This window comes from Streptomyces sp. NPDC008092, from assembly GCF_042957285.1.
Classification (GTDB): Bacteria; Actinomycetota; Actinomycetes; order Streptomycetales; family Streptomycetaceae; genus Streptomyces.
The window spans coordinates 834736-858712 of record NZ_JBIBHY010000001.1; the positions used below are offsets into that span (position 1 = coordinate 834736).

Here is a 23977-nt window from a genome sequence, read left to right on the forward strand (position 1 = left end):
TCAGGACGCCCTGCGCCTGCGCCGGATGGGTTCGCCCACCCGGTGCAGGTGGGCGAGGGCCTCGCGGTAGGACCGCAGCAGCCCGGTCTCGTGGTACGGCACCCCGATCTCCGCGCAGTACTCCCGCACGATCACCTGTGCGCGTCGCAGATGAGGTGTGGGCATGCTCGGGAACAGGTGGTGTTCGATCTGGTAGTTGAGCCCGCCGAGCAGCACGTCCGTGAACCGGCCGCCCTTCACGTTGCGGGAGGTGAGCACCTGGCGCCGCAGGAAGTCGGGCCGCTCGTCGCCGGTGAAGGTGGGCATGCCCTTGTGGTTCGGGGCGAAGGTGCAGCCGAGATAGACACCGAAGAGACACTGGTGCACGGCGAGGAACGCCACGGCCTTGCCGGGGGAGAGCACCAGGAACAGCGCGGACAGGTAGGCCGCGAAGTGCAGGAGGAGCAGCACACCCTCCTGCACCCGGTTCTTCATGGACGGCGAGCGCAGCGCCCGCACACCGGACACGTGCAGGTTGAAACCCTCCAGCGTCAGCAGCGGGAAGAACAGGAACGCCTGGTGGCCGCCGACGAACCGGGCCAGACCGCTGCTGTTGCGCGCCTGGCCGGTGGACCACACCAGGATGTCCGGCGCGACGTCGGGATCGAGCTCCTCGTGGTTGGGGTTGGCGTGGTGACGGGTGTGCTTGTTCATCCACCACCCGTAGCTCATGCCGATGGCCAGGTTGCCGAAGAGGCGGCCCCAGGTCTCGCTCGGGCCGCGCCGGCGGAAGACCTGACGGTGCGCCAGATCGTGTGCCACCAGCGCGACTTGGCCGAAGACGAAGGCCATGGCGGCGGCGACGGCCAGCTGCCACCAGGTGTCGCCCAGCGCGAGGAAGGCCGCCGTGCCACCCAGCAGGGCCGCGATCACCATGCCGAGCCGCACCGTGTAGTAGCCCGGGCGCCGGTCCAGCAGGCCCGCCTCTCCGATGCGTTGCGAGAGCCTGGCGAAATCGCTGCCGGGACCGGAGACCCGCGCGGGGGCGGCGGCCGCTCCGGCCGCGACGGGAGCGTCGATGGAGAACGTCATACCGCCGAGTCTGGGCAGGGCCGCTCCGCGCCGACAGCGGGCCAGCCACCGGATCCGCAGGGGGAGTTCCTCCGGAATCCCCGGGGGTTATCACCACTTCCGCCCTGCTGACCTGCGCCTTTGGTGGGGTTCCGGTCGTATCGGCGGCCGGGCACCGACCCGGGCGGACAGACCGGCCGCGAAGCGCGGTCCGTCCGCCGGGGGCGGCGGGCCGGTCAGCGCAGTCCGGCGAAGAGGTCGTTCTCGGGCACGGCCGCGCCGGTGGTGTCCTGGACGCGTACGAAGGTCTCGACGCCCATCAGCTCGGTGAACCTCTCCCGGCCCATCCTGAGGAAGAAGATGTTCTCGCCCTGGCTCGCGTGCGCGGCCAGGGCGTCGAACTTCTGGCCGCCGAACGCGGTGGTGTCCACCCAGGTGCTGATCTCCTCGTCGGGGAGTCCGATCTCCGCGATCGCGGCGGCCTCGGCGGGATCCGGCTCCGGCACGTCCTCGCCGAACTCGCGCATGACCTCCCCGAACCGCTGCATCATCGAACGCGGCGCCGTCGTCCAGTACACCTTCGGCGTGGGCTCGGTCATCGCCAGCGCGGCCATCGTGATGCGGTTGGCCTGGATGTGGTCGGGATGGCCGTAGAAGCCGTTCTCGTCGTAGGTGACGACCACGTCGGGCCGGTAGCGCCGCATGAGTTCCGCGAGCCGGGCAGCGCCCTCCGCCACGGGTGTCCGCCAGAAGGATCCGGGGGCGTCGTTGGCCGCCCAGCCCATCATTCCGGAGTCGGCGTAGTCGAGCGTCTCCAGATGGCTGATCTTCAGGATCTCGCAGCTCGCCTCCAGCTCCTGGCGCCGCATCGAGGCGACGGCCGCCGGGTCGTGCCCGGGCTCGCCCGGCTTGACGCCCCCCGGTCCGTCACCGCAGCCGCCGTCGGTACAGGTCACGAGGACCGTGCGGATGCCCTCGGCCGCGTACCGCGCGAGGACGCCTCCGGTTCCGGTGGCCTCGTCGTCGGGGTGGGCGTGTACCGCCATGAGCGTCAAGGGCCGGTCGTTCATGAAGCTGTCCTCCTGTGTGACAAGGTCTCGGTCCGGGTTCGTGGCGGGTACCTGGGCGGGTGTCCCTGAATAGCAGATCACCGGGTGTACCCCGGACCCGAGGGTGCCGGATCACGCCGGGGCAGGACCCTCTGGTCTGCGACTTCCCCACCCGCGCGGTGCCGGCCCCCCGCCGGTGCAACAGCGCCGGCCGGGCAGGCTGTTCCCGCCGGACGAGGCGGCGTCCGTCCCTTGATCGCGCATCGGAGGGCGGGCCGAGAAATCCGAGATTTGCGGACCTTGGCAAGAAACTTGCGTCAGCTTGCGTGATTAATTCTTTTCTTCGTCGGAATCTAGCGGGGTGAAGGGCGGCTCTGTACGGTCGGGGCGCCGGATTCCCGCATTCCCCGAAGGAGCATCACATGCTGACGATCCCCAGACCCCGGCGACTGGCGGTGGCCGCCGTCGCCGCGGTCGGCGCGATGTGCGTCGCCGTCTTACCGGCGGCCGCGGCGCCGGCGGCCCCGCCGTCCAAGGCGCTCCGGCCGGACGCGACGGCCCCCGCTCCCCGGCAGGCGCAGGCGGCGGGTGCCACGACGCCGTTCTCGGTCTACGAGGCCGAGGCGGGAACGCCGGGCGGGGGTGCGGCCGTCCGGTCGCTGACCGCCGCGCCGACGACGCAGTACTCGAACGCCGCGCTGGAGGCGTCCGGCCATTCCTACGTCCATCTGGACGGGACGGGCCAGTCGGTGCAGTGGACGAACACCACCGGGCAGCCGATCTCCTTCCTGAACGTCCGCGCGAGCATCCCGGACTCGGCGTCCGGCGGTGGTGTCACCGGGACGCTGAACCTGTACGTCAACGGGGTGTTCCGGCAGTCGCTGAACCTCAACTCGCGGCAGAGCTGGGTGTACGAGGGCAACGGCAACTACAACACGAGCGACAACCAGAACCCGGCCGACGGCGACCCGCGGGTCTTCTGGGACGAGTCGCACACCTTCGTCACCGGCTCCCCGATCCCGGCGGGCGCCACGTTCTCGCTGCGCAAGGACTCAGGCAACAGCGCCTCCTTCTACGACGTCGACTCCGTCGACGTGGAGAACCCGCCGGCGCCGCAGACCCAGCCGGCGGACTCGATCTCGATCACGAGCTGCGGTGCGGTGCCGGACGACACCCCGACCAACGGCGCGGCCGACAGCCAGGCGGTGGACAGCCGGGCCGCCATCCAGAACTGCATCGACCAGGCCGAGGCGCAGGGCAGGACCCTGTGGATCCCGCAGGGCACCTTCTACGTGAAGGGCACCACGGGCCTGACCGCACAGGGGATCACCATCGCGGGCGCCGGCCTGTGGTACAGCACCGTCTACCGTGACGTCCCGGTCCCCAACAGCACCCCGCTGGCGGCGCTGTTCGACCTGACCTCCTGCACCGTGCGGAACTTCCACATCGACGCCAACGCCGTGAGCCGGAGCACCGTCGGCGGCGACGGCGGCGCGATGGACACCACCGGCACCGGCTGGCTCGCCGACGGCATCTGGACCCAGCACACCATGTCGGGCTTCTGGGCCTCCGGCACCGGCGGGACGGTGCGGAACAGCAGGCTGACGTCGATCTGGGCGGACGGGATCAACGTCAACAACGTGTCGCTGGGCGCGGACACCGGGAACGACCTGACGGTCACGAACAACTTCGTCCGGGGCACCGGGGACGACGCGATCGCCGTCAACTCGGTGAACTACAACACGAACAGCGACGGTTCCAGGACCTACTACAACCCGATGACCGACGTCACCGTCAGTGACAACACCTCGATCGCGCCGTGGGGCGGCAAGGGAGTCGGGATCTACGGGGGCAGCGGCCACCGGGTCGAGGGCAACTACATCAGCGACACGGCCCGCTACATCGGTCTCGGCGCCGGGCGCTTCGGCGTCAACGGCAGCGACCTGCTGTCCGCGACCGTGACCGGCAACACCGTGGTCCGCTCCGGCGGCAACGCCTACAGCCAGGGCCAGCCCGCCCTGCACGTCGGCAACGGCGGCGACGGGCAGAACACCGGGACCGTCGACAGGGTCACGGTGACCGGCAACACCGTCAGCGACTCCCTCTACGACGGGATCGGCTTCTCCACCTCGACCAACACCCTGCTCCAGGACAACACGGTCAGCGACCCCGGCCGCAACGGGATCGCGATCTCACCACCGTTCTATCCCGCGCCCACCGGTTCCGCGACGATCACCGGCAACACGGTCACCGGGCTCCCCGCAGGCGCCTCGGCCTTCGTCGACAACTCCACCGGCTTCGTCGCGACGCTGAGTGACAACCACTGGCCGCCGCCCGCTCCCGAGGGCCCCTACGGCGGCACCCCGGCCGCCGTGCCCGGCACGGTGCAGGCGGAGAACTACGACACCGGCGGCCAGGGCGTGGCCTACAACGTCACCTCCGTCAACGGCAACGCCAACTCCTACCGCGCCGACGGGGTGGACCTCGACAACACCTCGGACACCGGCGGCGGTTACAACCTCGGCTGGACCGGCGCCGGGCAGTGGTTCCGCTACACCGTGGACGTCGCCACCGCCGGCACCTACATCCTCGGCCTCCGGGTCGCGGCCCCGTCCGCGGTGGCGGGCGCGCTGCACCTGTCGGACGCCTCCGGTACGAACCTCACCGGCGCCGTCGACCTGCCCGCCACCGGCGACTGGCAGACCTGGGCCACCGTGACCGCCCACCTGACCCTGCCCGCGGGCCGGCAGGTACTGACCCTCGCCCAGGACACCGGCGGCTGGAACATCAACCGCCTCGACTTCACCGCGGGCACCGACACACCCGGGACGAACCTCGCCGCGGGCAGGCCCACCAGCGAGTCCAGCCACACCGACGTCTACCCGTCGTCGAACGTCACGGACGGCAACCAGGGCACCTACTGGGAGAGCGCCAACAACGCCTTCCCGCAGTGGGTCCAGGTCGACCTCGGTTCCGCGCAGAGCGCGAGCCGCGTCGTCCTCCAGATCCCCGCCGGCTGGGGTGCCCGCACCCAGACCCTGACCCTCGGCGGCAGCACCGACGGCACCGCCTTCACCACCCTGAAGCCCTCGGCCGCCTACACCTTCGACCCGGGCACCGGGAACACCGTCACACTCACGTTCCCCGCCGCCACCCAGCGCTACCTCCGCGTCACCGTCACCGCCAACAACGGCTGGCCCGCGGGCCAGGTGTCCGAGTTCCAGGTCCGGAGTTCCTGACCGCCGCCCGTCCCACGGTGCCGCCGGACACCCCGTCCGGCGGCACCGGCATGCCTGCGGCCCCAGTGCATTAGATCTTGCATGTCAAATTTTTATTGTTGCAATGCTCTGTCTAGTTATTGCGCGCCGATGTCGACGATATTACGGTCCCCCGTGCGTCATCACCACCCTCCGTCTCCCCTCCCGCCCCTGGCGGCGCCGGCGGAATAGTTCGGGCATTCCGTGATGAAAGGAGTGGTAAGTGTTCCATTCCATCCGAGATCTGAGACGAGCCCTCGTCTGGGCGGTCAGCACCGCGATGCTCACCGTCGCCGGCGTCTTCGCACTGGCCGTCCAGCCGGCCGCGGCGGCCGCCGACGCCACCGGCGGCAGCGGCGCGAGCCTGCCGTACGTCGAGGTGCAGGCCGAGAACTCCGCCACCAACGGCACGAACATCGGACCGAGCTACACCCAGGGCCAGCTGGCCGACGAGGCGTCGTACCGGAAGGCGACGACGCTCCAGGGCACCGGCCAGTACGTCACCTTCACCACGCCGGTGGCGACCAACTCGATCAACTTCCGGTACAGCATCCCCGACACCTCGGGCGGCTCGGTCTACACCGCCGCGCTGTCCCTCTACATCAACGGCGTCAAGCAGCCCGACTTCACCCTGACCAACGCCTACAGCTGGTACTACGGCAGCTACCCCTTCACCAACACGCCGGGCAGCAACCCGCACCACTTCTACGACGAGGCCCACCGCCTGTTCTCCACCACCTATCCGGCGGGCACGACCTTCAAGCTGCAGGTCGACTTGGGCGACACCGCCTCCTCGTACACGATCGACTTCGCCGACTTCGAGCAGGTCGGCGCCGCCCTGGCCGCACCCTCGGGGTCGGTTTCGGTGACCGCCCAGGGCGCCGACCCGACCGGCGTGGCCGACGCGACCAGCGCGTTCAACGCCGCGATCAGCGCGGCCGGACCCGGCGGCACGGTGTGGATCCCGCCGGGCACCTACAACATCCCCGGCCACATCAGCGTCAACAACGTCACCGTCGCCGGCGCCGGCATGTGGTACTCGACCGTCACCGGCACGGCCCCCGGCTTCTACGGGAACTCCGCACCCTCGCCGAGCACCGGCGTGCACCTGCAGAACTTCGCGATCTTCGGCAACGTGCAGGAGCGCAACGACAGCGCGCAGGTGAACGGCATCGGCGGCGCGATGAGCAACTCGACCGTCGCCAACCTGTGGATCGACCACATGAAGGTCGGTGCCTGGATGGACGGGCCGATGGACGGCCTGACGTTCAGCGGCATGCGCATCCGTGACACCACCGCGGACGGCATCAACTTCCACGGCGGCGTCACCAACTCGAAGGTCACCAACAGCGACATCCGCAACACCGGCGACGACGGCATCGCCACCTGGGCGGACTCCGGTATCGGCGCCGACGCCAACGACACGATCTCCAACAACACCGTGTCCCTGCAGATCCTCGCCAACGGCATCGCGATCTACGGCGGCCACGACAACACCGTCAGCGGCAACCGGGTGGTGGACAGCGGCATCACCCAGGGCGGCGGCATCCACGTGGGGCAGCGTTTCTCCTCCACGCCGGTCGGCACCACCACCATCTCCGACAACACCATGGTCCGGGACGGCAGCCTCGACCCGAACTGGCAGTTCGGCGTGGGCGCGCTGTGGTTCGACGGCAGCCAGGGCGCGATCACCGGCCCGATCAACGTGACCAACGCACTGATCCAGCAGAGCCCGTACGAGGCGATCCAGTGGGTCGAGGGCACCATCAGCGGGGTCAACCTCAACAACGTGACCATCGCCGGCACCGGCACCTTCGCCCTGCAGGAACAGACCGGCGGCGCCGCGAAGTTCACCAACGTCACGGCGACCGGCGTCGGCTACTCCGCGCCGGTGTACAGCTGCTCGGTCGGAAGCTTCACGGTGACCGACGGCGGCGGCAACTCCGGCATCAGCGGCACGCCGTACTGCGGAGGGTGGCCGGCTCCGGTCTACCCGCCCTACCCGTCCGAGGGCGTCACGGCCACCCCGGGCGCGCTCAACTTCGGCTCGGTGGCGACCGGTTCGACCAGCGACGCGCAGACCGTGACGGTCTCCAACCCGACCGGCACGGCCGCCTCCGTCTCCTCGATCGCCACCAGCGGCGACTACTCCCAGACCAACACCTGCGGCTCGTCCATCGCGGCGAACGGCTCCTGCACCGTCAGCGTGAAGTTCGCGCCCACCGCGACCGGCAGCCGGAGCGGCACGCTGACGGTCAACGCGGGCGGGGTCACCAACACGGTCACCCTCTCCGGTACCGGCACCGCACCCGGCCCGGTGCTGAACACCGACCCGGCGAGCCTGGCCTTCGCCGCCACGGTGGTCGGCTCCTCGGCCGACACCCAGACGGTGAAGGTGACGAACTCGGGCACCACGTCGGCGACCGTCTCGGGCGTCTCGGCGACCGGTGACTTCAGCCAGACCAACAACTGCGCCACCCTCGCGGTCGGCGCGTCCTGCACGGTGACCGTCGGCTTCAAGCCCACCACCGGCGGCTCGCGCACCGGCAACCTGACCGTCACCAGCAACGCCAACAACAGCCCGACCGTCGTCGCCCTGTCCGGCAGCGGCATCGACTCCACCACCAACATCGCCGCCGGGCGGCCGGCGTCGGCGAGTTCGAGCAACAGCCCGTACGTCGCCTCGAACCTCACCGACCCGGACGCCTCGACGTACTGGGAGGGCACGAACGGCTCGTTCCCGCAGTGGGCCCAGGTCGACCTCGGCCAGAACTACAGCGTCGGCAAGGTCGTGCTCAAGCTCCCGCCCGCCACGGCGTGGTCGGCCCGCACCGAGACCCTGTCGGTGCAGGGCTCCACGGACGGCTCCAGCTTCTCCACGATCAAGGCATCGGCCGGATACACCTTCGACCCGAACGCCAACGGCAACACCGCGACCATCACCTTCAGCGCCGCCACGGCCCGCTACGTGCGGGTGAACATCACCGCCAACACCGGTTGGAACGCGGCCCAGTTGTCGGACTTCGAGGTGTTCCCCAGCACCGGCGGCTCCTCGCCGGCGACCCTGTCGGCCAGCCCGACGTCGCTGACGTACGCCACCCAGGCGCTGAACACCGCGAGCAGCGCGCAGACGGTCACGGTGACCAACACCGGAACCGCGGCCGCGACCGTCTCCGGCGTCACCACCACGGGCGACTTCTCGCAGACCAACACCTGCGGGACGTCGATCGCCGCAGGGGCCTCCTGCACGGTGGCCGTCACCTTCACACCCACCGCGTCCGGCACCCGCACCGGCGATCTCAGCATCGCCAGCAACGCGTCGAACGGCACTACCACGGTCGCGCTGACCGGCACCGGCGCCGGCACGGTGAGCAGGAACCTGGCGGCCGGCGCGGCCACCACCGAGTCCAGCCACACCGACGTCTACCCGTCGTCGAACGTCACGGACGGCAACCAGGGCACCTACTGGGAGAGCGCCAACAACGCCTTCCCGCAGTGGGTCCAGGTCGACCTCGGTTCCGCGCAGAGCGCGAGCCGCGTCGTCCTCCAGCTCCCCGCGACCTGGGGCGCCCGCAACCAGACGCTGTCCCTGTCGGGCAGCACCGACGGCTCCTCCTTCACCACCGTCAAGTCGTCGGCCACGTACACCTTCGACCCCACCACCAACAACACGGTCACCCTCACGTTCACCGCGACCACCCAGCGGTACTTCCGGGTGAACATCACGGCGAACAACGGCTGGCCGGCCGGCCAGATCTCCGAGTTCCAGGTCTGGAACACCTGATCCGATCCGACGGTGCCGCCGGGCACGGGCGTGCCCCCGCCCGGCGGCACCGAACACCGAAGGTCAGCAGAGGAGTTCAGATGGGTGTCACACGCAGAGTCTTCTTACGGGCCGCCGCGGCGGCCACCGCGACGGGAGCCGCGGGCGCCACCGGCACCGCACTCGCCCCGGCCGCGGCCGCGGCCAGCGGGCCGGGCGACGTCGTCGGCAGGATCACCGTCGGCTACCAGGGCTGGTTCGCCTGCGCCGGCGACGGCGCCCCCATCAACGGCTGGTGGCACTGGAGCCAGAACTGGGGCCAGTCGCCGTCCCCGACCAACACCAACATCAAGTGCTGGCCCGACGTGCGCGACTACACCAGCACGTACCAGACGTCGTACGCGGCCCTCGGCAACGGCCAGCCCGCCAGGCTGTTCTCCTCGTACGACCAGCAGACGGTGAACACCCACTTCCTGTGGATGCAGCAGAACGGCATCGACACCGCCGCCCTGCAACGCTTCAACCCGACCGGCGGCGAGGGCCCCACCCGCGACGCGATGGCGACCAAGGTGCGCAGCGCCGCCGAGGCGTACGGGCGGAAGTTCTACATCATGTACGACGTCTCCAACTGGACGAACATGCAGTCCGAGATCAAGACGGACTGGACGAACAAGATGTCCGCCCACACGGCGAGTTCGGCGTACGCACGGCAGAACGGCAAGCCGGTCGTGTGCATCTGGGGCTTCGGCTTCAACGACCCCAACCACCCCTTCACCGCCGACGCCTGCCTCGACGTCGTCAACTGGTTCAAGAACCAGGGGTGTTACGTCATCGGAGGCGTCCCGCGCGAATGGCGGACGGGGACCGGCGGCTCGCAGTCCGGTTTCCTGGGCGTCTACCACGCCTTCAACATGCTCTCGCCGTGGATGGTCGGCGCCATCGGGAACGTGACCGAGGCCGACAACGCGTACACCACGTACACGGTCCCCGACCAGGCCGACTGCAACGCCAACGGCATCGACTTCCAGCCCTGCGTGCTGCCCGGCGACGTCTCCGCCCGGCAGCGGGCGCACGGCGACTTCATGTGGCGGCAGTTCTACAACATGGTGCGGGCCGGGGTGCAGGGCATCTACATCTCGATGTTCGACGAGTACAACGAGGGCAACCAGATCGCCAAGACCGCCGAGACCCAGGCCTGGGTGCCCACCGACTCCGGATTCCTCGCCCTCGACGAGGACGGCACCGCCTGCTCAGCCGACTACTACCTGCGCCTGACCGGCGACGGCGGCCGCATGCTCAAGGGCCAGATCGCGCTGACCGCCACCCGGCCCACGCAGCCGGTCGTCCCCACCGGCGACACCACACCGCCGGCCGCGCCGGGCGGCCTGACCGTCACCGGGCACACCGGCAACTCCGTCTCGCTGGGCTGGAACACGTCGACCGACAACGTCGGCGTGAGCGGGTACCGCGTCCTGCAGGTGTCCGGCTCGACCAGCACCCAAGTGGGCACCACCGGCGCCACGTCGTTCACCGTCACCGGACTCGCGGCGTCCACCGCGTACACCTTCGACGTCGTCGCCTACGACGCGGCGGGCAACGTGTCGCAGCCCTCCAACCAGGTCACCGTCACCACCGACCCCCCTTCCGGCACCACCAACCTCGCCCTGCACCGCCCCACCTCGGAGAGCAGCCACACCCAGGTCTACGCCTCGTCCAACGCGACCGACGGGGACACCAACACCTACTGGGAGTCGGCCAACAACGCCTTCCCGCAGTGGGTCCAGGTCGATCTCGGCGCCGCGACCGGCGTCCGGCGGATCGTCCTCAAGCTGCCCCCGGCGACCGCCTGGGCCACCCGCACCCAGACCGTCTCCGTCCAGGGCAGCACCGACGGCGGCACCTTCAGCCAGCTGCTCGCCTCCGCGGGCTACACCTTCGACCCGGCGACCGGAAACACCGCGACCCTCACCCTCCCCGCCACGGTCACCACCCGCTACGTGCGACTCACCTTCACCGCCAACAACGGCTGGCCGGCCGGGCAGGTCTCGGAGTTCCAGGTCTTCGGCGCCTGACGCCCGCCCCTCTCAGCCGGCCGCGCCGGTGACGCCGGCCCAGCGGACGGCGCGGCCGGGTTCCTCGCGGCCGCCGTGCGCGGCGGTGGTACGCGCGCCGCGCCGCCCGGTCGCCGACCGCGCCCCCTGCACGGCCCTCGCGGACAGCGGGGAACCGAGCCGGGCAACCGTGGCCCGGGCCCGGGCAACCGTGAACCGGCCCGGCGCGTCTCCGGGCGGCACACCGGCGACCTATAGTTCGTCGCATGAGTCGCTGGCAGGAACTGACCGGTGGGACGTCCGGACGGGAGTACGCCGCCCGGTTCGCCGCCGTGGCCCGCAGCGGCAAGGACGTGCACGGCGAGGCGCGGTTCTGTGCCGCGCTCGTGCCCGCCGGAGCACGCGTGCTGGACGCCGGATGCGGTACCGGACGGGTCATGATCCGGCTCGCGGAACTCGGGTACGACTGCGTCGGGGTGGATCTCGACGCGTCCATGCTGGCAGTGGCGCGCGAGCAGGCGCCGCAACTGCCCTGGTTCCAGGCCGACCTGGCCGAGTTCGAGCCCCGCCTGCTCGGCATCGCGGGGGAGTTCGACCTCGTGGTCGCCGCGGGCAACATCTTCCCGTTGCTCGCCGCCGGCACCGAGGCCACCGTGGTCGGGCGCCTGGCCGCGGCCCTGCGCCCGGGCGGCCTGCTGGTCGCCGGCTTCGGCCTGGACGAGGCCCATCTGCCCGTACCGCCCGGCATCGCGCTGCCCGAGTACGACGACTGCTGCGCCGCGGCCGGCCTCGCTCTCGTCGACCGGTTCGCCACCTGGGACGCCGACCCTTACGACGGCGGCGGGTACGCCGTCAGCGTGCACCGCCGCGGAGACGGCTGATCGTCACGCCTGCTGAGCGGCCGGCGGAAACGGCTGATCGTCACGCCTGCCGTGCCGCCGGTGGAACCGGTTTCCGTGCGCCGCCCGTGAAAACCCTGTGGAAGTGATGTCGGTGGGGCCGCTTATGCTGCACCGGAATGATCACGCGGAACCTGGGGAGGGCGCGGCATGTTCGGCAAGCTGTTCGGCAGAGGCGGGGAGAAACCGGCGGCGGATCCGCATGCGCTCCCCGCGCCGCGCAGGCAGAACGGGGTGTACCGGCTGCAGTCCCTCGGGGACACCCGGGTCATGGCGCTGCTGGTGGCGGCGGAGTCGGGGGACTGGGACGCGGTCAAGATGGCGTCCGCCCACTTCGATCTCGGCCGCGACCACCAGGTGCTGGGCGAACTGTCCGACGTGGACGGTCTGCAGGACTGGATCGGCCGGGCCGCCGAGGAGGACAAGGAGCACCGGGCGACGGCGCTGCTGTTGTCCGGGGCACGCCACATCAGCTGGGGCTGGGAGGCACGCACCTCCGCACGGGCCACGGACGTCTCGAGAGACCAGTGGCGCGTCTTCTACGACCGGCTCCGCATCGCCGAGGAGCACCTGCTCGAAGCCGCCGAGCTGCGGCCGGAGTGGATCACGCCGTGGCGGCGCCTGCTCACCTCCGGCCGCGGCATGTCGGTGGGCACCGCCGTCAACGAGGCCCGGCTCGACGCCGCCCTGCGCCGCGACCCGCTGGACCTGGCGACCCACATCGAGTGGGTGTCACACCTCCAGCCCCGGTGGCACGGCGAGCCGGGCCAGGCCCTGGAGTTCGCGCGCAACGCGGTCGCCGGCGCTCCCGACGGACATCGCCTCGGCTGCGTGGTCGCCATGGCGCACATCGAGGACTGGGTCGAGTCGGATGACAAGGACTGCCTCGACACCCCGGAGATCCAGGGCGAGTTGAGGGACGCGGCCAAGCGCAGCATCCTCCACCCCGGCTACGAGCGGCGCCCCGGCTGGCAGGAGGACTTCAACATCTTCGCCATGGCCCTGTCGCTGTCCGCCGAGAGCGTCGTCGCCCCGCGCGTCTACCACGAGCTGGACGGCGCCTACACCCGGTGGCCCTGGGTCTACATGGCGCAGCCGGAGAAGACGTACGCCCGCTTCCGGCGCCGCGCCTGAGCCGGTCGCCGGCACCGGTGCCACCCGCGCCGCCCGGCGCAGCTCCTTCCCGCCAGCCCTCGACCACCCCACCCCGGACGCCTTGATGACTCTGCCCCACACCCCCGCGAGCCCGGCCGGCGACGACCGCACCTTCCAGGTGGACCTGCGCGGCCTCGTCGACCTCCTCTCCCACCACCTCTACTCCAGCCCCCGTGTCTACCTGCGCGAACTCCTGCAGAACGCGGTGGACGCACTGACCGCCCGGCACGGCCTCGAACCGGGCGCCCCCGCCGACGCGTTCGGCATCCGCCTGTACGCCGACGGTTCGGTGGTCCGGGTGGAGGACGACGGGGTCGGTCTCACCGAGGCCGACGTGCACACCTTCCTCGCCACCATCGGCCGCAGCAGCAAGCGGGCCGACCAGGTCGCCGAACAACGTGCCGACTTCATCGGCCAGTTCGGCATCGGCCTGCTCTCCTGCTTCCTGGTCGCCGACGAGATCCACGTCGTCAGCCGGTCCGCCCGCACCCCCGACGCCCCCGCGGTGGAGTGGCGGGGCCGCGGCGACGGCAGCTACACCGTCCGCGCCCTGCCGGCCGGCGCCCGCACCCGGCCCGGCACCACCGTCACCCTCACGCCCCGCGCCGACGCGGGGGAGTGGACCAGGCCGGTCCAAGTTCAGGCGCTCGCACGGCACTTCGGCTCCCTGCTGCGCCACCCGGTGACCTTCGACGGCGGCACCGGCGGCCCGGCCGCACCCGTCAATCCCGAGCCCGCGCCCTGGGCGCGCAGCTACCCCACGCCGGGCGCCCGCGCCCGCGCGCTGGCCGCCTACGGCGAGGAGATCTTCGGCTTCACGCCGCTGGACACCATCGACCTGGACCTGCCGGCCGTGGGCCTGAAGGGCATCGCGTGCGTGCTCCCCGAGGCGGTGCCGGCCGGCCGCCGCCACGGCCACCGCGTGCACGTCAAGGGCATGCTGCTGTCCGAGCAGGCCGAGGAGATCCTCCCCGAGTGGGCGTTCTTCGTCCGCTGCGTCCTCGACGCCGAGAGCCTGCGCCCGACCGCGTCCCGCGAGTCCCTGTACGAGGACGACACCCTCGCCGCGGTCCGGGACGCCCTCGCCGAACGGCTGCGCGCCTGGATCGCCCGGACCGCCGCCAGCGACCCGGACCTGCTCGGCCGCTTCCTCCAGACCCACCACCTGGCCGTCAAGTCGCTGGCCGTGCACGACGACGAGATCCTGCGCATGCTGCTGCCGTGGCTGCCGTTCGAGACCACCGACGGACACGCCACGCTGGACGAGTTCGCGCGCACCCACCGCACCGTGCTCGTGACCTCAAGCGTGGAGGAGTTCCGGCAGGTCGCCGCGATCGCCGCGGCCGCCGGGCTCGGCGTCGTCAACGGCGGCTACACCTACGACCGCGAACTGGTCCACCGGCTGCCCGAGATCAGGCCCGAGGTCGCCGTCGCCGACCTCGACCCGGGCACCCTCACCGCCCACCTCGACACCGTCGACCGGGAGACGGAACTCGCCGCCGCGGCCTACCTCGCGCAGGCCCGCGACGCCCTCGCCGTCTTCGACTGCGACGTCGCCCTGCGCACCTTCCAGCCCGCCTCCGCCCCCGCCCTCCTCCTCGACAGCCGCGAGGCCCGGCACGAGCGCACCCGCTCCCAGCTCGCCCGCGAGCAGCAGGGCGGCGTGTGGGGCGACATCCTCGGCCACCTCCGCCAGGAGGCCCCGCGCGCCCAGCTGATCCTCAACCAGCTCAACCCGCTGGTCCGCACCGCGGTCACCATCGACGAGCCCGAACTGGCCCGCACCAGCGCCGAAGCCCTCTACGGGCAGGCCGCGATGCTGTCCCGGCGCCCCCTCAGGCCGGCCGAGTCGAGCCTCATCAACCGCTCCTTCCTCGAACTCCTCGCCCACGCCCTCCGCAAGGACAGCTGACGATGCCCACCGCACCCCATCCCCAGAACACGGACGAGCTGTACCAGGCGCTCCAGGAGAACGACCGGCGCCCCTACGGCCGTACCCGCACCGTCACGGCCGAGGAACTGGCAGAGGCCGCCGAGCAGTTCGCGGAGCCCCGGCCGCTCGTCCAGGCGCTCCTCGAACTCCAGGAGGCGTACACCTACGGCTCCGAACCCCGTAAGTCGCCCGTGGTCTTCGCCCGCCTGCTCACCCTCTTCGACGAGCAGCCCGACGTCTTCGACGAGCGGCTGCGGCACACGCTGTTCTGGCGGTTCAAGTGGGTGGCCAACGCCCTGGTCGCGCTCCCCGAGATACCCCTGGCGAGCCTGCGCCAGTGGCTGACCGAGATGCGCGACCGGTACGAGAAGGCCGGCCTCGCGCTCCAGCCCTACTACGCACAGGCCTACCGGCTCGCCGGCCACGTCGGCGAGGACGCCGACCTCGCCTACGAACTGTGGGCGGGGCGGGCCCGTACCGAGCTAAGCGACTGCGAAGCCTGCGAGATCTGCGAGCGCGCCCTGTACCACCTGGCCGCGGACGACGACGAGCGGGCGCTGCGCACCTGGGAGCCCGTCCTGGACGGGAAGGAGTCCTGCCAGGAGGAGCCCGCCCGCTCCGTCTCGTACGCGCTGCTCCCGCTGCTGCGCGCGGGCCGCACCGACGAGGCCCGCGCACTGCACCTCACCGGCTACCGCGCCTGTCGCCGCAACCCCTCGATGTCCGGCGAGGTCGGCCGGCACCTGGAGTTCTGCGCGCTCACCGGCAACGAGGCACGCGGTCTCGAACTCCTCGCGGAGAACCGGAACCTGTTCGACGAGGTCGACTCGCCGCTGGACCTGCTCGGCTTCCTCACCGGCGTCGAGGTCCTCCTCCAGCGCGTCGAACTCCTCGGCCACGGCGGGCTGCCCGCCGCCGGATACGCGGGCCGCACCTGGACGGTGGCCGGCCTGCGCGCCGAGGTGCGCGGCCGCGCCGACGACCTCGCCGCCCGCTTCGACGCCCGCAACGGCACCACGGCCCACACCGCCCGGCGCCGCGCCCGCCTCGACCGCGCCCCCCTCCTGGACGCGCTCGAACTGACCCTGCGCGCCCGCGGCCTGGACGACGTGGCCCCGGCGGCCGCCCCCGTCATCGCCCGCAGCACCGCCGCCGTCCCCGAGTCCCTGACCGAACTCGTCGCCAGGGCACGGGAGCTGGACCAGGAGGGGCATCCGGACGCGGTGGCCTGCTGGGACCGGCTGCGCACCCTCGCCGCCGCCCCCGGCTACGTCCACCCCGACGACCCGGCCGTGGGACCGCTCGTACGGCTGCGCGCGGACCTGCTGGAGGACGAGGCGGGCCGGGCGGGCGAGAAGGAGGAGTTCGCCGAGGCGGCCGCCCTGTACGAGGAGGCGGCGGGCCTGTACGAGGAGGCCGGGGCACCGGGCCACGCGGCGCTCGCCCGGGCCTGTGCGCTGCTGCCCGCGGGCGGCCTGCCCGGCGGGCACGGCGACGGGGCCGAGGAGCAGGCCGCCGCGCTGACCGCCGCCCACGAGGCCCTCGTCCGGCTGCACGAGGAGACGGCCGGCCTCGCCCCGTACCAGGAGGCGCGGCTGCTGCGGCTGCGGGCGACCGCGCTCGGCATGCGGCTGCAGGCGTCGAGGAACGCGGAGCACAGCGCGCCGGTCCTCGCCGAGGTGGACCTGCTGCTCGACTTCGCCACCCGGCACGACATCGCCGGCCAGATCGCCGGCGCCCACCTGCTGCGGGCCAGCACGTACGCCGTCTCCGGCGACCTGCCCGCCGCGATCACGGAGCTCGACGCCCTCCTCGACCGGCTGAAGGCGGACGGCCCCGCCTGGCACCTGCCCCGCACACTCGCCCTGCGCGGCCGGATCCGGCTCGGCCTCAAGGACGCGCAGGCCGCGCACGCGGACCTGACCGAGGGCCTGCGACTGGCGGCAGGCTGGCCGTCCAACGCCGGCGGCGTCGCCCGCCTCCACAGCGACCTGGCCGAGGCGTCCATGCGGCTGGGCCGCCCCGACGAGGCGCTGCGGCACCTGACCCGCTCCGCGGAGCTGGAACTGCGCCGCGGCAGCCGGATCGACGCGTTCTGCACCTACAGCAACGCGGCCCAGCTCAGCCTCGACCTGGGCCGTGTCGAGGACTGCATCGCGCTGCTCGACTCCCTCCTGGCCGAACCGGACATCGCCGCCGGGGAGGTGGACGACCGGCTCGTCGCCCAACTGCGCCTGAGCCGCGCCCGCGCGCTGCACGCGGGGGAGGACCTCAAGGCCGCCACCGCGGAGTACGCCGCCCTGGCGGCCGAGTCGGCCGGCTGGGACGACGACCCCGCAAGCCACGCCATGATCGCCGTGGAGACCGCCGTGATCCTCGCCGAGTCCGGCGAGTTCGGCCGGGCCCGGGAGGCCGCGGGCCAGGCGCTGGCCGTGCACGCCGTCACCCCCCGCTACGAGCAGCTCAGCAGCTGCCTGCGCGAACTCGCCCGGCTCCAGGCCCAGCAGCAGGGGGCCGAGGGCCTGGCCGACGCCCTCGCACTGCTCGCCGACGCGGGCCGGATCGCCGACGAGGCCCGCGCCGCGGGGTACGAGGCCCGGGGCCGCGACCTGGACAGCGCCCTCGCCTACGAACACGGGCGGGTCAACGCCTACGCCCGCGAGTACGAGACCGCCCTGACCGCGCTGGACAAGGCGCTCACCCTCCTCGGCGAACCCGAACCCGAGTCCCACGACCGGGAGCACGTCGGCGAGTGGGCCGAGTGCGTCCGGCTCGCGGCCCTCGTCGAGGGCCTCTACCTGGAACGCCCCGAGCCCGCCCTCGCCCGCCTCGACGGGGCGGTCTCCCGGCTCACCGCCGTGGGCCACACCGAGGAGACCGAGCCGCTGACCAGCCTGGCGGCCCGGCTGCGCGACGAGGGATGACCCGGCGGGGGGGGGGGGGCCGGGCCCCCCCCCCCCCCCCGCCCCGCGCCCACGCCCCGGTCCGTGCGGTGCCCTCACCAGGTCACGGGCAGTTCGCGGACCCCGCCGGTGAGGGTGGTGCGCATCGCGAGGTCGTCGACGTCCTTGGCGAGCCGCAGACCGGGCAGCCGCTCGGCCAGGGCGGCGAAGACGATGCGCAGCTCCGTGCGGGCCAGGCTCGCCCCGATGCAGAAGTGCGCGCCGTGGCCGAATCCGAGGTGGTTGCGTTCCGGACGGTCGGGGTCGAACGTCTCGGCGTCGGTGTAGACGGACGCGTCGCGGTTGGCCGAGTTGATCGAGAGGATCACGGCGTCGCCGCTGCGGATGGTGACCCCGGCGACGTCGACGTCGGTGTGGGCGTAGCGCAGCAGTCCGAGGTCACCGGGCGCGCCCAGCCGCATGATCTCCTCGACGGTGGCGTTGGCCCGGCCGGCCGGGTCGGCGGTCAGCGCCCGCCACTGGTCGGGGCGGGTGAGCAGGAAGAGCGTGCCGAGCCCGATGCGGTTGACGGTGGTCTCGTGGCCGGCGAACAGCAGCCCCACGCAGAGCCTGATCATCTCGGAGTAGTCGAAGTCCGCGTCCGCGCTCTGGGCGCGCACCAGGTCGGAGATGACGTCCTCGCCCGGCCGGGCGCGTTTGGCCTCGGCGAGAGCGGTCATGTAGTCGTTGAACTCGTCCCGCGCCCGCTCGGCCTCGTCGCCGATGGCGAAGTCGGCCATCCGCTCCGACAGCGAGGCGAAGTGCTCGCGGTCGCTCCCGGGCACGCCGAGCAGCCGGCAGATGACCGCGACGGGCACCGGGAAGGCCAGCCCGGCATGCAGGTCGACCACCCCGTCGGGCGCGGCGGCCCGCTCGGCGAGCAGCCGGTCGATGCAGCCGTCCACCAGCTCCCGTACGTGGTCGGAGAGCATCACCATGCGCCGGGCGGAGAAGGCGGGGGTCAACAGCCGGCGCATCCGGGTGTGGTCGGCCTCCTCGGTGGCGTAGTTGCCCGAGGGACCCTCCTGCACCGCGGCGCTGGTGATGCGGGACGCCCGTTCCGGCTCGGGGTGGGAGCGGCCGAGCCGCTTGTCGCCGAGGAGGTCGCGGACCTCCTCGAAACGGGTGACCAGCCAGGCCGGATCCCCGGCCGGTGTGGTGACCGGCGTGATCGGCGCCTCCCGGCGCAGCACCGCGTAGACGGGTGCGAGATCGAGCACGTTCGGCCGTGCGAAGGGTAGTCGGGAACGCTCGGCGGCACCGTTCATGGTCCCTCCCGGACCTCGGAACGCGATCTTCCGGCACTTCGACCGTAACACTTTATTGTCAGTCACTGCCAATAATGTTTTCGGCCAGTCGCCCCGCGGCCCCGGCGTGGTTGGATCGCCCGATGGAGGACGTGACGGTGGACAGTGGCCCGATAGCGCCCCGCCGGGGACGGCCCCCGGTGAGCGACCGGCAACGGCAGCGGCAGCGCCTCGACATCTCCCGGCACGCGGTCCGGCTGTTCGCCGCTCAGGGGGTGGCCGCCACCTCCGGCGAGCAGATCGCGCGGGCGGCCGGCGTCTCGGAACGCACGCTGTGGCGCTGGTTCCCGAGCAAGGAAAGCTGTGTGGAGCCGCTGCTCACCCAGTCGGTCGCGGCCTTCCGGACGGTGCTGCGCGCCTGGCCGCCCGGCGCCGACCTCACCGAGCACCTGCGCGCCGCGTACCGGCCCGCACTCGACCCGTCGTCCGGCGGGGACGCCGAGGCGGTCCTCACCGTGATCCGGCTGACCCACGACGAACCCGCGCTGCGGGCCGTCTACCTGGTGCTCCGGGAGCAGGCGGAGGACACGTTCACCGAAGTGCTCGCCGAACGCGCGGGCGGGGCCGCCGGTCTGCTCGGCGTCCGGATGCGGGCCGCCGCCATGAACGCCGTGCTCGGGGTGGCGACCGACGACCTCGCCCGGGCCGTGGCCGGCGAAGGCGTCACCCCCGAGGCGCTGCGCCGGCACCGCGAACAGCTCGCCGACGCGCTCGGCATGGTCACCCGGGGGCTGTAGGGGCGTTGCCGGGCGTCGTAACTCCCGCAAGCGACACCGGCGTTGAGCCCGGCGTACGCCTCTCCGTGAACTTCGCGCCCAGAAAGTCCTGTTGGGCTCGTTGACACGCCGCAAGCACAGGCGTTTCACTCGACTCTCGTGCATGGCAACGTTGTCAGGCCGTGGGAGCGACCGGATTCGTTGCCTGTCGCCGGCATTCCGGTGATTTTCGGCGCGCCGACACCTGATGTGCGAAGCACGAACTGCTGCGGAGGCAACCGATGGTGAGATCCCGACGTCCAGCCGCACCACCCCCCACCCGAGAGAGATTCCGCAGGCGCCTTGCCGTGCTCTGCGTCCTGGGCCTGGCGGCCCTGCCGCTCACGGCGACCGGAAGCGCCCTGGCCGCGAGCGCCGGCACGCCGGCCCTCGTGACCGACCCCGCGTCCCTCGTCAACCCCCTCATCGGCACCTCCGGCGCGGTGGACACCTTCCCCGGCCCCGACATGCCGGCCGGCATGGTGCAGTGGGGTCCCGACACGACGCCGAACCGCCCCGACGGCGGCGGCTACGAGTACGCCGACAAGAAGATCTCCGGCTTCAGCCTCACCCACGTCTCGGGGCCGGGCTGCCCGGTCGCGGGCGACCTGCCCGTCCTGCCGGTGACCGGCGCGCTCTCGGGCGACCTCGGCAGCACGTCCGTGGGCTTCAGCCACGCCGACGAACAGGCCGCCCTCGGGTCGTACCGGGTCACCGACGCGAGCGGCGTGAAGACCGAGCTGACCGACACCACCCGCGCCGGCCTGGGCACCTTCACCTTCCCCGCCGGCCAGCAGGCGAACCTGCTGTTCAAGCTCAGCGGGGGCGCCACCCAGGTGGACGGGACCCGCGTCCAGGTGGTGAACAGCAAGGAGATCAGCGGCGCGATCGACAGCGGCCACTTCTGCGGCGCGAGCAACCGGTACACGCTGCACTTCGACATCAAGTTCGACCGCCCGTTCGCGGCGAGCGGCACCTGGGTCGGCGGCACCATCACCCCCGACGCGAAGTCGCTGAAGGCGGGCAAGGTCGTCCAGGCCCCGCAGAAGTCCACGTCGAAGCCGCTGAAGGAGAAGCACTTCACCGTCCCGGCGAAGCCGGCCCCGACGGTCCACGGGAGCAGCGCCAAGGCTTCTGCCACCGCCTCCGCGGCCCCGAGCGCCGGCGCCGCCTTCCGGCTGTCCAAGGCCGCCAAGGCCGCCAAGGCCGCCCAGCCGCCCACGACCGGCGCCAACGGCATGTACCTCACCTTCGACACCTCCTCGAACACCACGGTCACCGCGAAGGTCGGCATCTCCTACACGAGCGACGCCAACGCGGCGGGCAACCTCACCACCGAGATCAGGAACTGGAACGTCGGCGCCGTCGAGAAGGCCAACCACGACGCCTGGAACGCGGTGCTGAAGAAGATCCAGGTGGGCGGCGGATCCGCCGACCAGCAGGCGCAGTTCTACACCGCGCTCTACCACGCCCTGCTGCACCCGAACGTCTTCTCCGACGCCAACGGCCAGTACATGGGCATGGACAACCAGGTCCACAAGCTGGCCAAGGGCCAGCAGGCCCAGTACGCCAACTACTCGGGCTGGGACACCTACCGCTCGCAGACCCAGCTGATGGCGCTGGTCGAACCCAAGGTCGCCAGTGACGTCGTCACCTCGATGCTCAACGGCTACGACCAGACGGGCCTGCTGCCCAAGTGGGCCTCTAACAACGGCGAGAGCTACGTGATGGTCGGCGACCCGGCCGCCGGCATCATCACCGACGCGTACGCGTTCGGCGCCACGGACTTCGACACGGCCAAGGCCCTCGCCGCCCTCCAGCACGAGGCCACCGTCCCGAACAATGACCGCCCCGGCGAGCCGGTGCGGGACGCCAAGGGCTACCTCCCGCTGGACGAGAACGACTACAACTGCTGCAACTTCTACGGTCCCGTCTCCACCCAACTGGAGTACGACAGCGCCGACTACGCCCTCGCCGCCTTCGCGAAGTCGCTCGGGAAGACGGACGTCTACACGAAGTTCGCCACCCGCGCCCAGGACTGGATGAACGTCTTCAACCCGCAGACCGGCTACATGCAGGCGAAGAACAAGGACGGCCAGTTCGCGGGCGGCTTCACCCCCGGCACCTCCAACGGCTTCGTGGAGGGCACCTCCGCCCAGTACACCCCCATGGTCCCCTTCAACCTGCAACAGCTCATCCAGGCCCGCGGCGGCGCCAAGGCGTACTCGTCCTACCTGGACAGCCTCCTCGACGACATCACCAGCCCCGGCGGCACCGACGCCGACCTGAGCAACGAGCCCAGCGTCGAGATCCCCTGGGAGTACAACTACACAGGTGAGCCCTGGAAGACCCAGGCGGCCGTCCGCGCGGCCCAGCAGGGCCTGTACTTCAACGCCCCGGTCGGCTCGTTCGGCAACGACGACCTCGGCGCCATGAGCTCCTGGTACGTCTGGTCCGAGCTCGGCATGTACCCGGAGACCCCAGGCACCGACACCCTGGTCCTCGGCAGCCCGGCGTTCCCGGTCGCCCAGGTGACCCTCGGCAACGGCAAGACGGTCCGGATCAACGCCCCGCAGGCCGCGCCCGACGCGCCGTACGTGCAGTCGCTGAACGTCAAGGGCAAGGCGTGGAACGCCTCCTGGCTGACGTTCCAGCAGTTCAAGGGCGCGGGCACGCTCGACTACACGCTCGGCACCCAGCCGAACACCTCCTGGGCGTCCGGTCCCTCGGCAGTGCCGCCGTCGGACACCACGGGCGGCGGCCGGGTGCTGGCGGCGACCGGTCCCAGCAACGGCCTGGTCCTCCAGCCTGGCGCGGGCGAGGACGCCACCCTCGACCTGACCAACCTCGGCGGCAAGGCCGTCACGGTCGACTGGACGGCGACGGCGCCCTCCGGGGTCACCCTGGACACGGCCTCCGGCTCGCTGACGGTGCCCGCCTCGGGCAGCGCCGAGGCGAAGGTCCATGTGACCGCCGGCGCGGACGAGGGGACGTACCCGGTCACCTTCGCCCTGACCGACCACGGCACCGGTACGGCACTGTCCGGGGCGGCCCTCCGGGTGGCCGTCGCCAAGCCCGGCGCGCTGTGGCCGTACGCGACCAACGAGGGCATCTACCCCGACGGCACCACCTACTCCGGCGGGTTCGACGGGGGCGGCTGGGCCTACTCGCAGAACGCGCTGTCGGCGGCCGGCGTCACCAGCGGCTCCACCCTCACGGTGGACGGAATCTCCTACACCTGGCCGACGGTGACGTCCGGTCAGCTCGACAACCTGGAGATGGCCGGCCAGACGATCCCGATGCCGGCCGGCACCTCGGGGTCGTCGCTGGGCCTGCTGGGCGCGGCGGTCAACGCGCCGACCGACGGCAGCGGGGTCTCGGGCACGCTGACCGTCACCTACACCGACGGCACCACCTCCCGGGCGACGGTCGGCTTCTCGGACTGGACGCTCAACGGCGGACCGAGCAAGCCGCTGCCGGCCGACACGACGGCCGTCACCACCGCCTACCGGAACACCGGGAGCGGGGGCCGGGACGGCGTGAAGACCTACGTCTTCGCGACGAAGGTCGCGCTGGATCCGTCCAAGCAGGTGGCGTCGGTGACGCTGCCGGTGACCGGCTCCTCCGGCACCGACCACCTGTTCGCCTACGGCTTCGGCCAGTAGGACGTACGGCGGCACGGACGAGGGGGGCGGGGGGGCGGGCGCGGGGGGGGGGGGGGGGCCCCCCCCGCCCCCCCCCCGGGGGGGGGGGCGGGGGGTGGGGGTGCGGGGGGGGGATGGAGTTGGGCAGGCGCCCCGCCCGGTGTAGTGGGGC

The 23977-nt window shown here is 71.8% G+C and carries 13 protein-coding genes; 9 read left to right on the forward strand and 4 right to left on the reverse strand.

All coding sequences use genetic code 11. The features are described 5' to 3' along the window. Entirely contained in the window at nt 1-1071 is a 1071-nt protein-coding gene (locus ACFZB3_RS03445) for a fatty acid desaturase (RefSeq protein WP_391368896.1), read from the reverse strand. A 215-nt stretch (nt 1072-1286) separates the two neighbouring features. Then, the gene (locus tag ACFZB3_RS03450; protein ID WP_391368899.1) at nt 1287-2120 is read right to left on the reverse strand and encodes a PIG-L family deacetylase; all 834 of its coding nucleotides are present in this window, start codon (nt 2118-2120) and stop codon (nt 1287-1289) included. Nucleotides 2121-2521: 401 nt separating this feature from the next. On the opposite strand from ACFZB3_RS03450, the gene ACFZB3_RS03455 reads away from it, so the two are divergent. From ACFZB3_RS03455 to ACFZB3_RS03465, 3 genes are all read left to right on the forward strand, one after another. Beyond that, on the forward strand, nt 2522-5338 hold the full coding sequence (locus tag ACFZB3_RS03455; RefSeq protein WP_391368901.1) for a discoidin domain-containing protein: 2817 nt from the start codon (nt 2522-2524) through the stop codon (nt 5336-5338). Between the two features lie 241 nt (nt 5339-5579). After that, the gene (locus ACFZB3_RS03460; RefSeq protein ID WP_391368904.1) at nt 5580-9140 is read left to right on the forward strand and encodes a choice-of-anchor D domain-containing protein; all 3561 of its coding nucleotides are present in this window, start codon (nt 5580-5582) and stop codon (nt 9138-9140) included. A gap of 80 nt (nt 9141-9220) precedes the next feature. Further along, a complete protein-coding gene (locus ACFZB3_RS03465) occupies nt 9221-11191 on the forward strand; it encodes a discoidin domain-containing protein (RefSeq protein ID WP_391368907.1) in 1971 nt (656 codons plus the stop codon). Nucleotides 11192-11203: 12 nt separating this feature from the next. On the opposite strand, the gene ACFZB3_RS03470 is transcribed toward ACFZB3_RS03465, so the two are convergent. Continuing rightward, the gene (locus tag ACFZB3_RS03470; protein ID WP_391368910.1) at nt 11204-11413 is read right to left on the reverse strand and encodes a hypothetical protein; all 210 of its coding nucleotides are present in this window, start codon (nt 11411-11413) and stop codon (nt 11204-11206) included. A gap of 23 nt (nt 11414-11436) precedes the next feature. Here ACFZB3_RS03470 and ACFZB3_RS03475 point away from each other — a divergent pair, with 23 nt between their 5' ends. From ACFZB3_RS03475 to ACFZB3_RS03490, 4 genes are all read left to right on the forward strand, one after another. Further along, complete coding sequence (locus tag ACFZB3_RS03475; protein WP_391368913.1) at nt 11437-12051, forward strand: methyltransferase domain-containing protein; 615 nt, start codon at nt 11437-11439, stop codon at nt 12049-12051. A 168-nt stretch (nt 12052-12219) separates the two neighbouring features. Further along, entirely contained in the window at nt 12220-13203 is a 984-nt protein-coding gene (locus tag ACFZB3_RS03480) for a hypothetical protein (RefSeq protein WP_391368916.1), read from the forward strand. Nucleotides 13204-13288: 85 nt separating this feature from the next. Beyond that, nucleotides 13289-15136 carry an HSP90 family protein gene (locus tag ACFZB3_RS03485; RefSeq protein ID WP_391368919.1) on the forward strand — a complete coding sequence of 616 codons (1848 nt, stop codon included), beginning with the start codon at nt 13289-13291 and terminating at the stop codon, nt 15134-15136. Between the two features lie 2 nt (nt 15137-15138). Further along, nucleotides 15139-18081 carry a hypothetical protein gene (locus ACFZB3_RS03490; protein WP_391368922.1) on the forward strand — a complete coding sequence of 981 codons (2943 nt, stop codon included), beginning with the start codon at nt 15139-15141 and terminating at the stop codon, nt 18079-18081. Nucleotides 18082-18155: 74 nt separating this feature from the next. Here the strand turns inward: ACFZB3_RS03490 and ACFZB3_RS03495 are convergent, their stop codons facing one another. Continuing rightward, complete coding sequence (locus ACFZB3_RS03495) at nt 18156-19319, reverse strand: cytochrome P450 (RefSeq protein ID WP_391368925.1); 1164 nt, start codon at nt 19317-19319, stop codon at nt 18156-18158. A gap of 227 nt (nt 19320-19546) precedes the next feature. Between ACFZB3_RS03495 and ACFZB3_RS03500 the strand changes: the two genes are divergently transcribed. After that, on the forward strand, nt 19547-20143 hold the full coding sequence (locus ACFZB3_RS03500; RefSeq protein ID WP_391368927.1) for a TetR family transcriptional regulator: 597 nt from the start codon (nt 19547-19549) through the stop codon (nt 20141-20143). A 326-nt stretch (nt 20144-20469) separates the two neighbouring features. Then, a complete protein-coding gene (locus ACFZB3_RS03505) occupies nt 20470-23826 on the forward strand; it encodes a lectin (protein ID WP_391368930.1) in 3357 nt (1118 codons plus the stop codon). Nucleotides 23827-23977: the final 151 nt, after the last annotated feature.

Bases quoted from the DNA above. Each gene is read 5' to 3' on its own strand.
- ACFZB3_RS03445 (WP_391368896.1), bottom strand. From the start codon at position 1,071: ATGACGTTCTCCATCGACGCTCCCGTCGCGGCCGGAGCGGCCGCCGCC.
- ACFZB3_RS03450 (WP_391368899.1), bottom strand. From the start codon at position 2,120: ATGAACGACCGGCCCTTGACGCTCATGGCGGTACACGCCCACCCCGAC.
- ACFZB3_RS03455 (WP_391368901.1), top strand. From the start codon at position 2,522: ATGCTGACGATCCCCAGACCCCGGCGACTGGCGGTGGCCGCCGTCGCC.
- ACFZB3_RS03465 (WP_391368907.1), top strand. From the start codon at position 9,221: ATGGGTGTCACACGCAGAGTCTTCTTACGGGCCGCCGCGGCGGCCACC.
- ACFZB3_RS03475 (WP_391368913.1), top strand. From the start codon at position 11,437: ATGAGTCGCTGGCAGGAACTGACCGGTGGGACGTCCGGACGGGAGTAC.
- ACFZB3_RS03480 (WP_391368916.1), top strand. From the start codon at position 12,220: ATGTTCGGCAAGCTGTTCGGCAGAGGCGGGGAGAAACCGGCGGCGGAT.
- ACFZB3_RS03485 (WP_391368919.1), top strand. From the start codon at position 13,289: ATGACTCTGCCCCACACCCCCGCGAGCCCGGCCGGCGACGACCGCACC.
- ACFZB3_RS03490 (WP_391368922.1), top strand. From the start codon at position 15,139: ATGCCCACCGCACCCCATCCCCAGAACACGGACGAGCTGTACCAGGCG.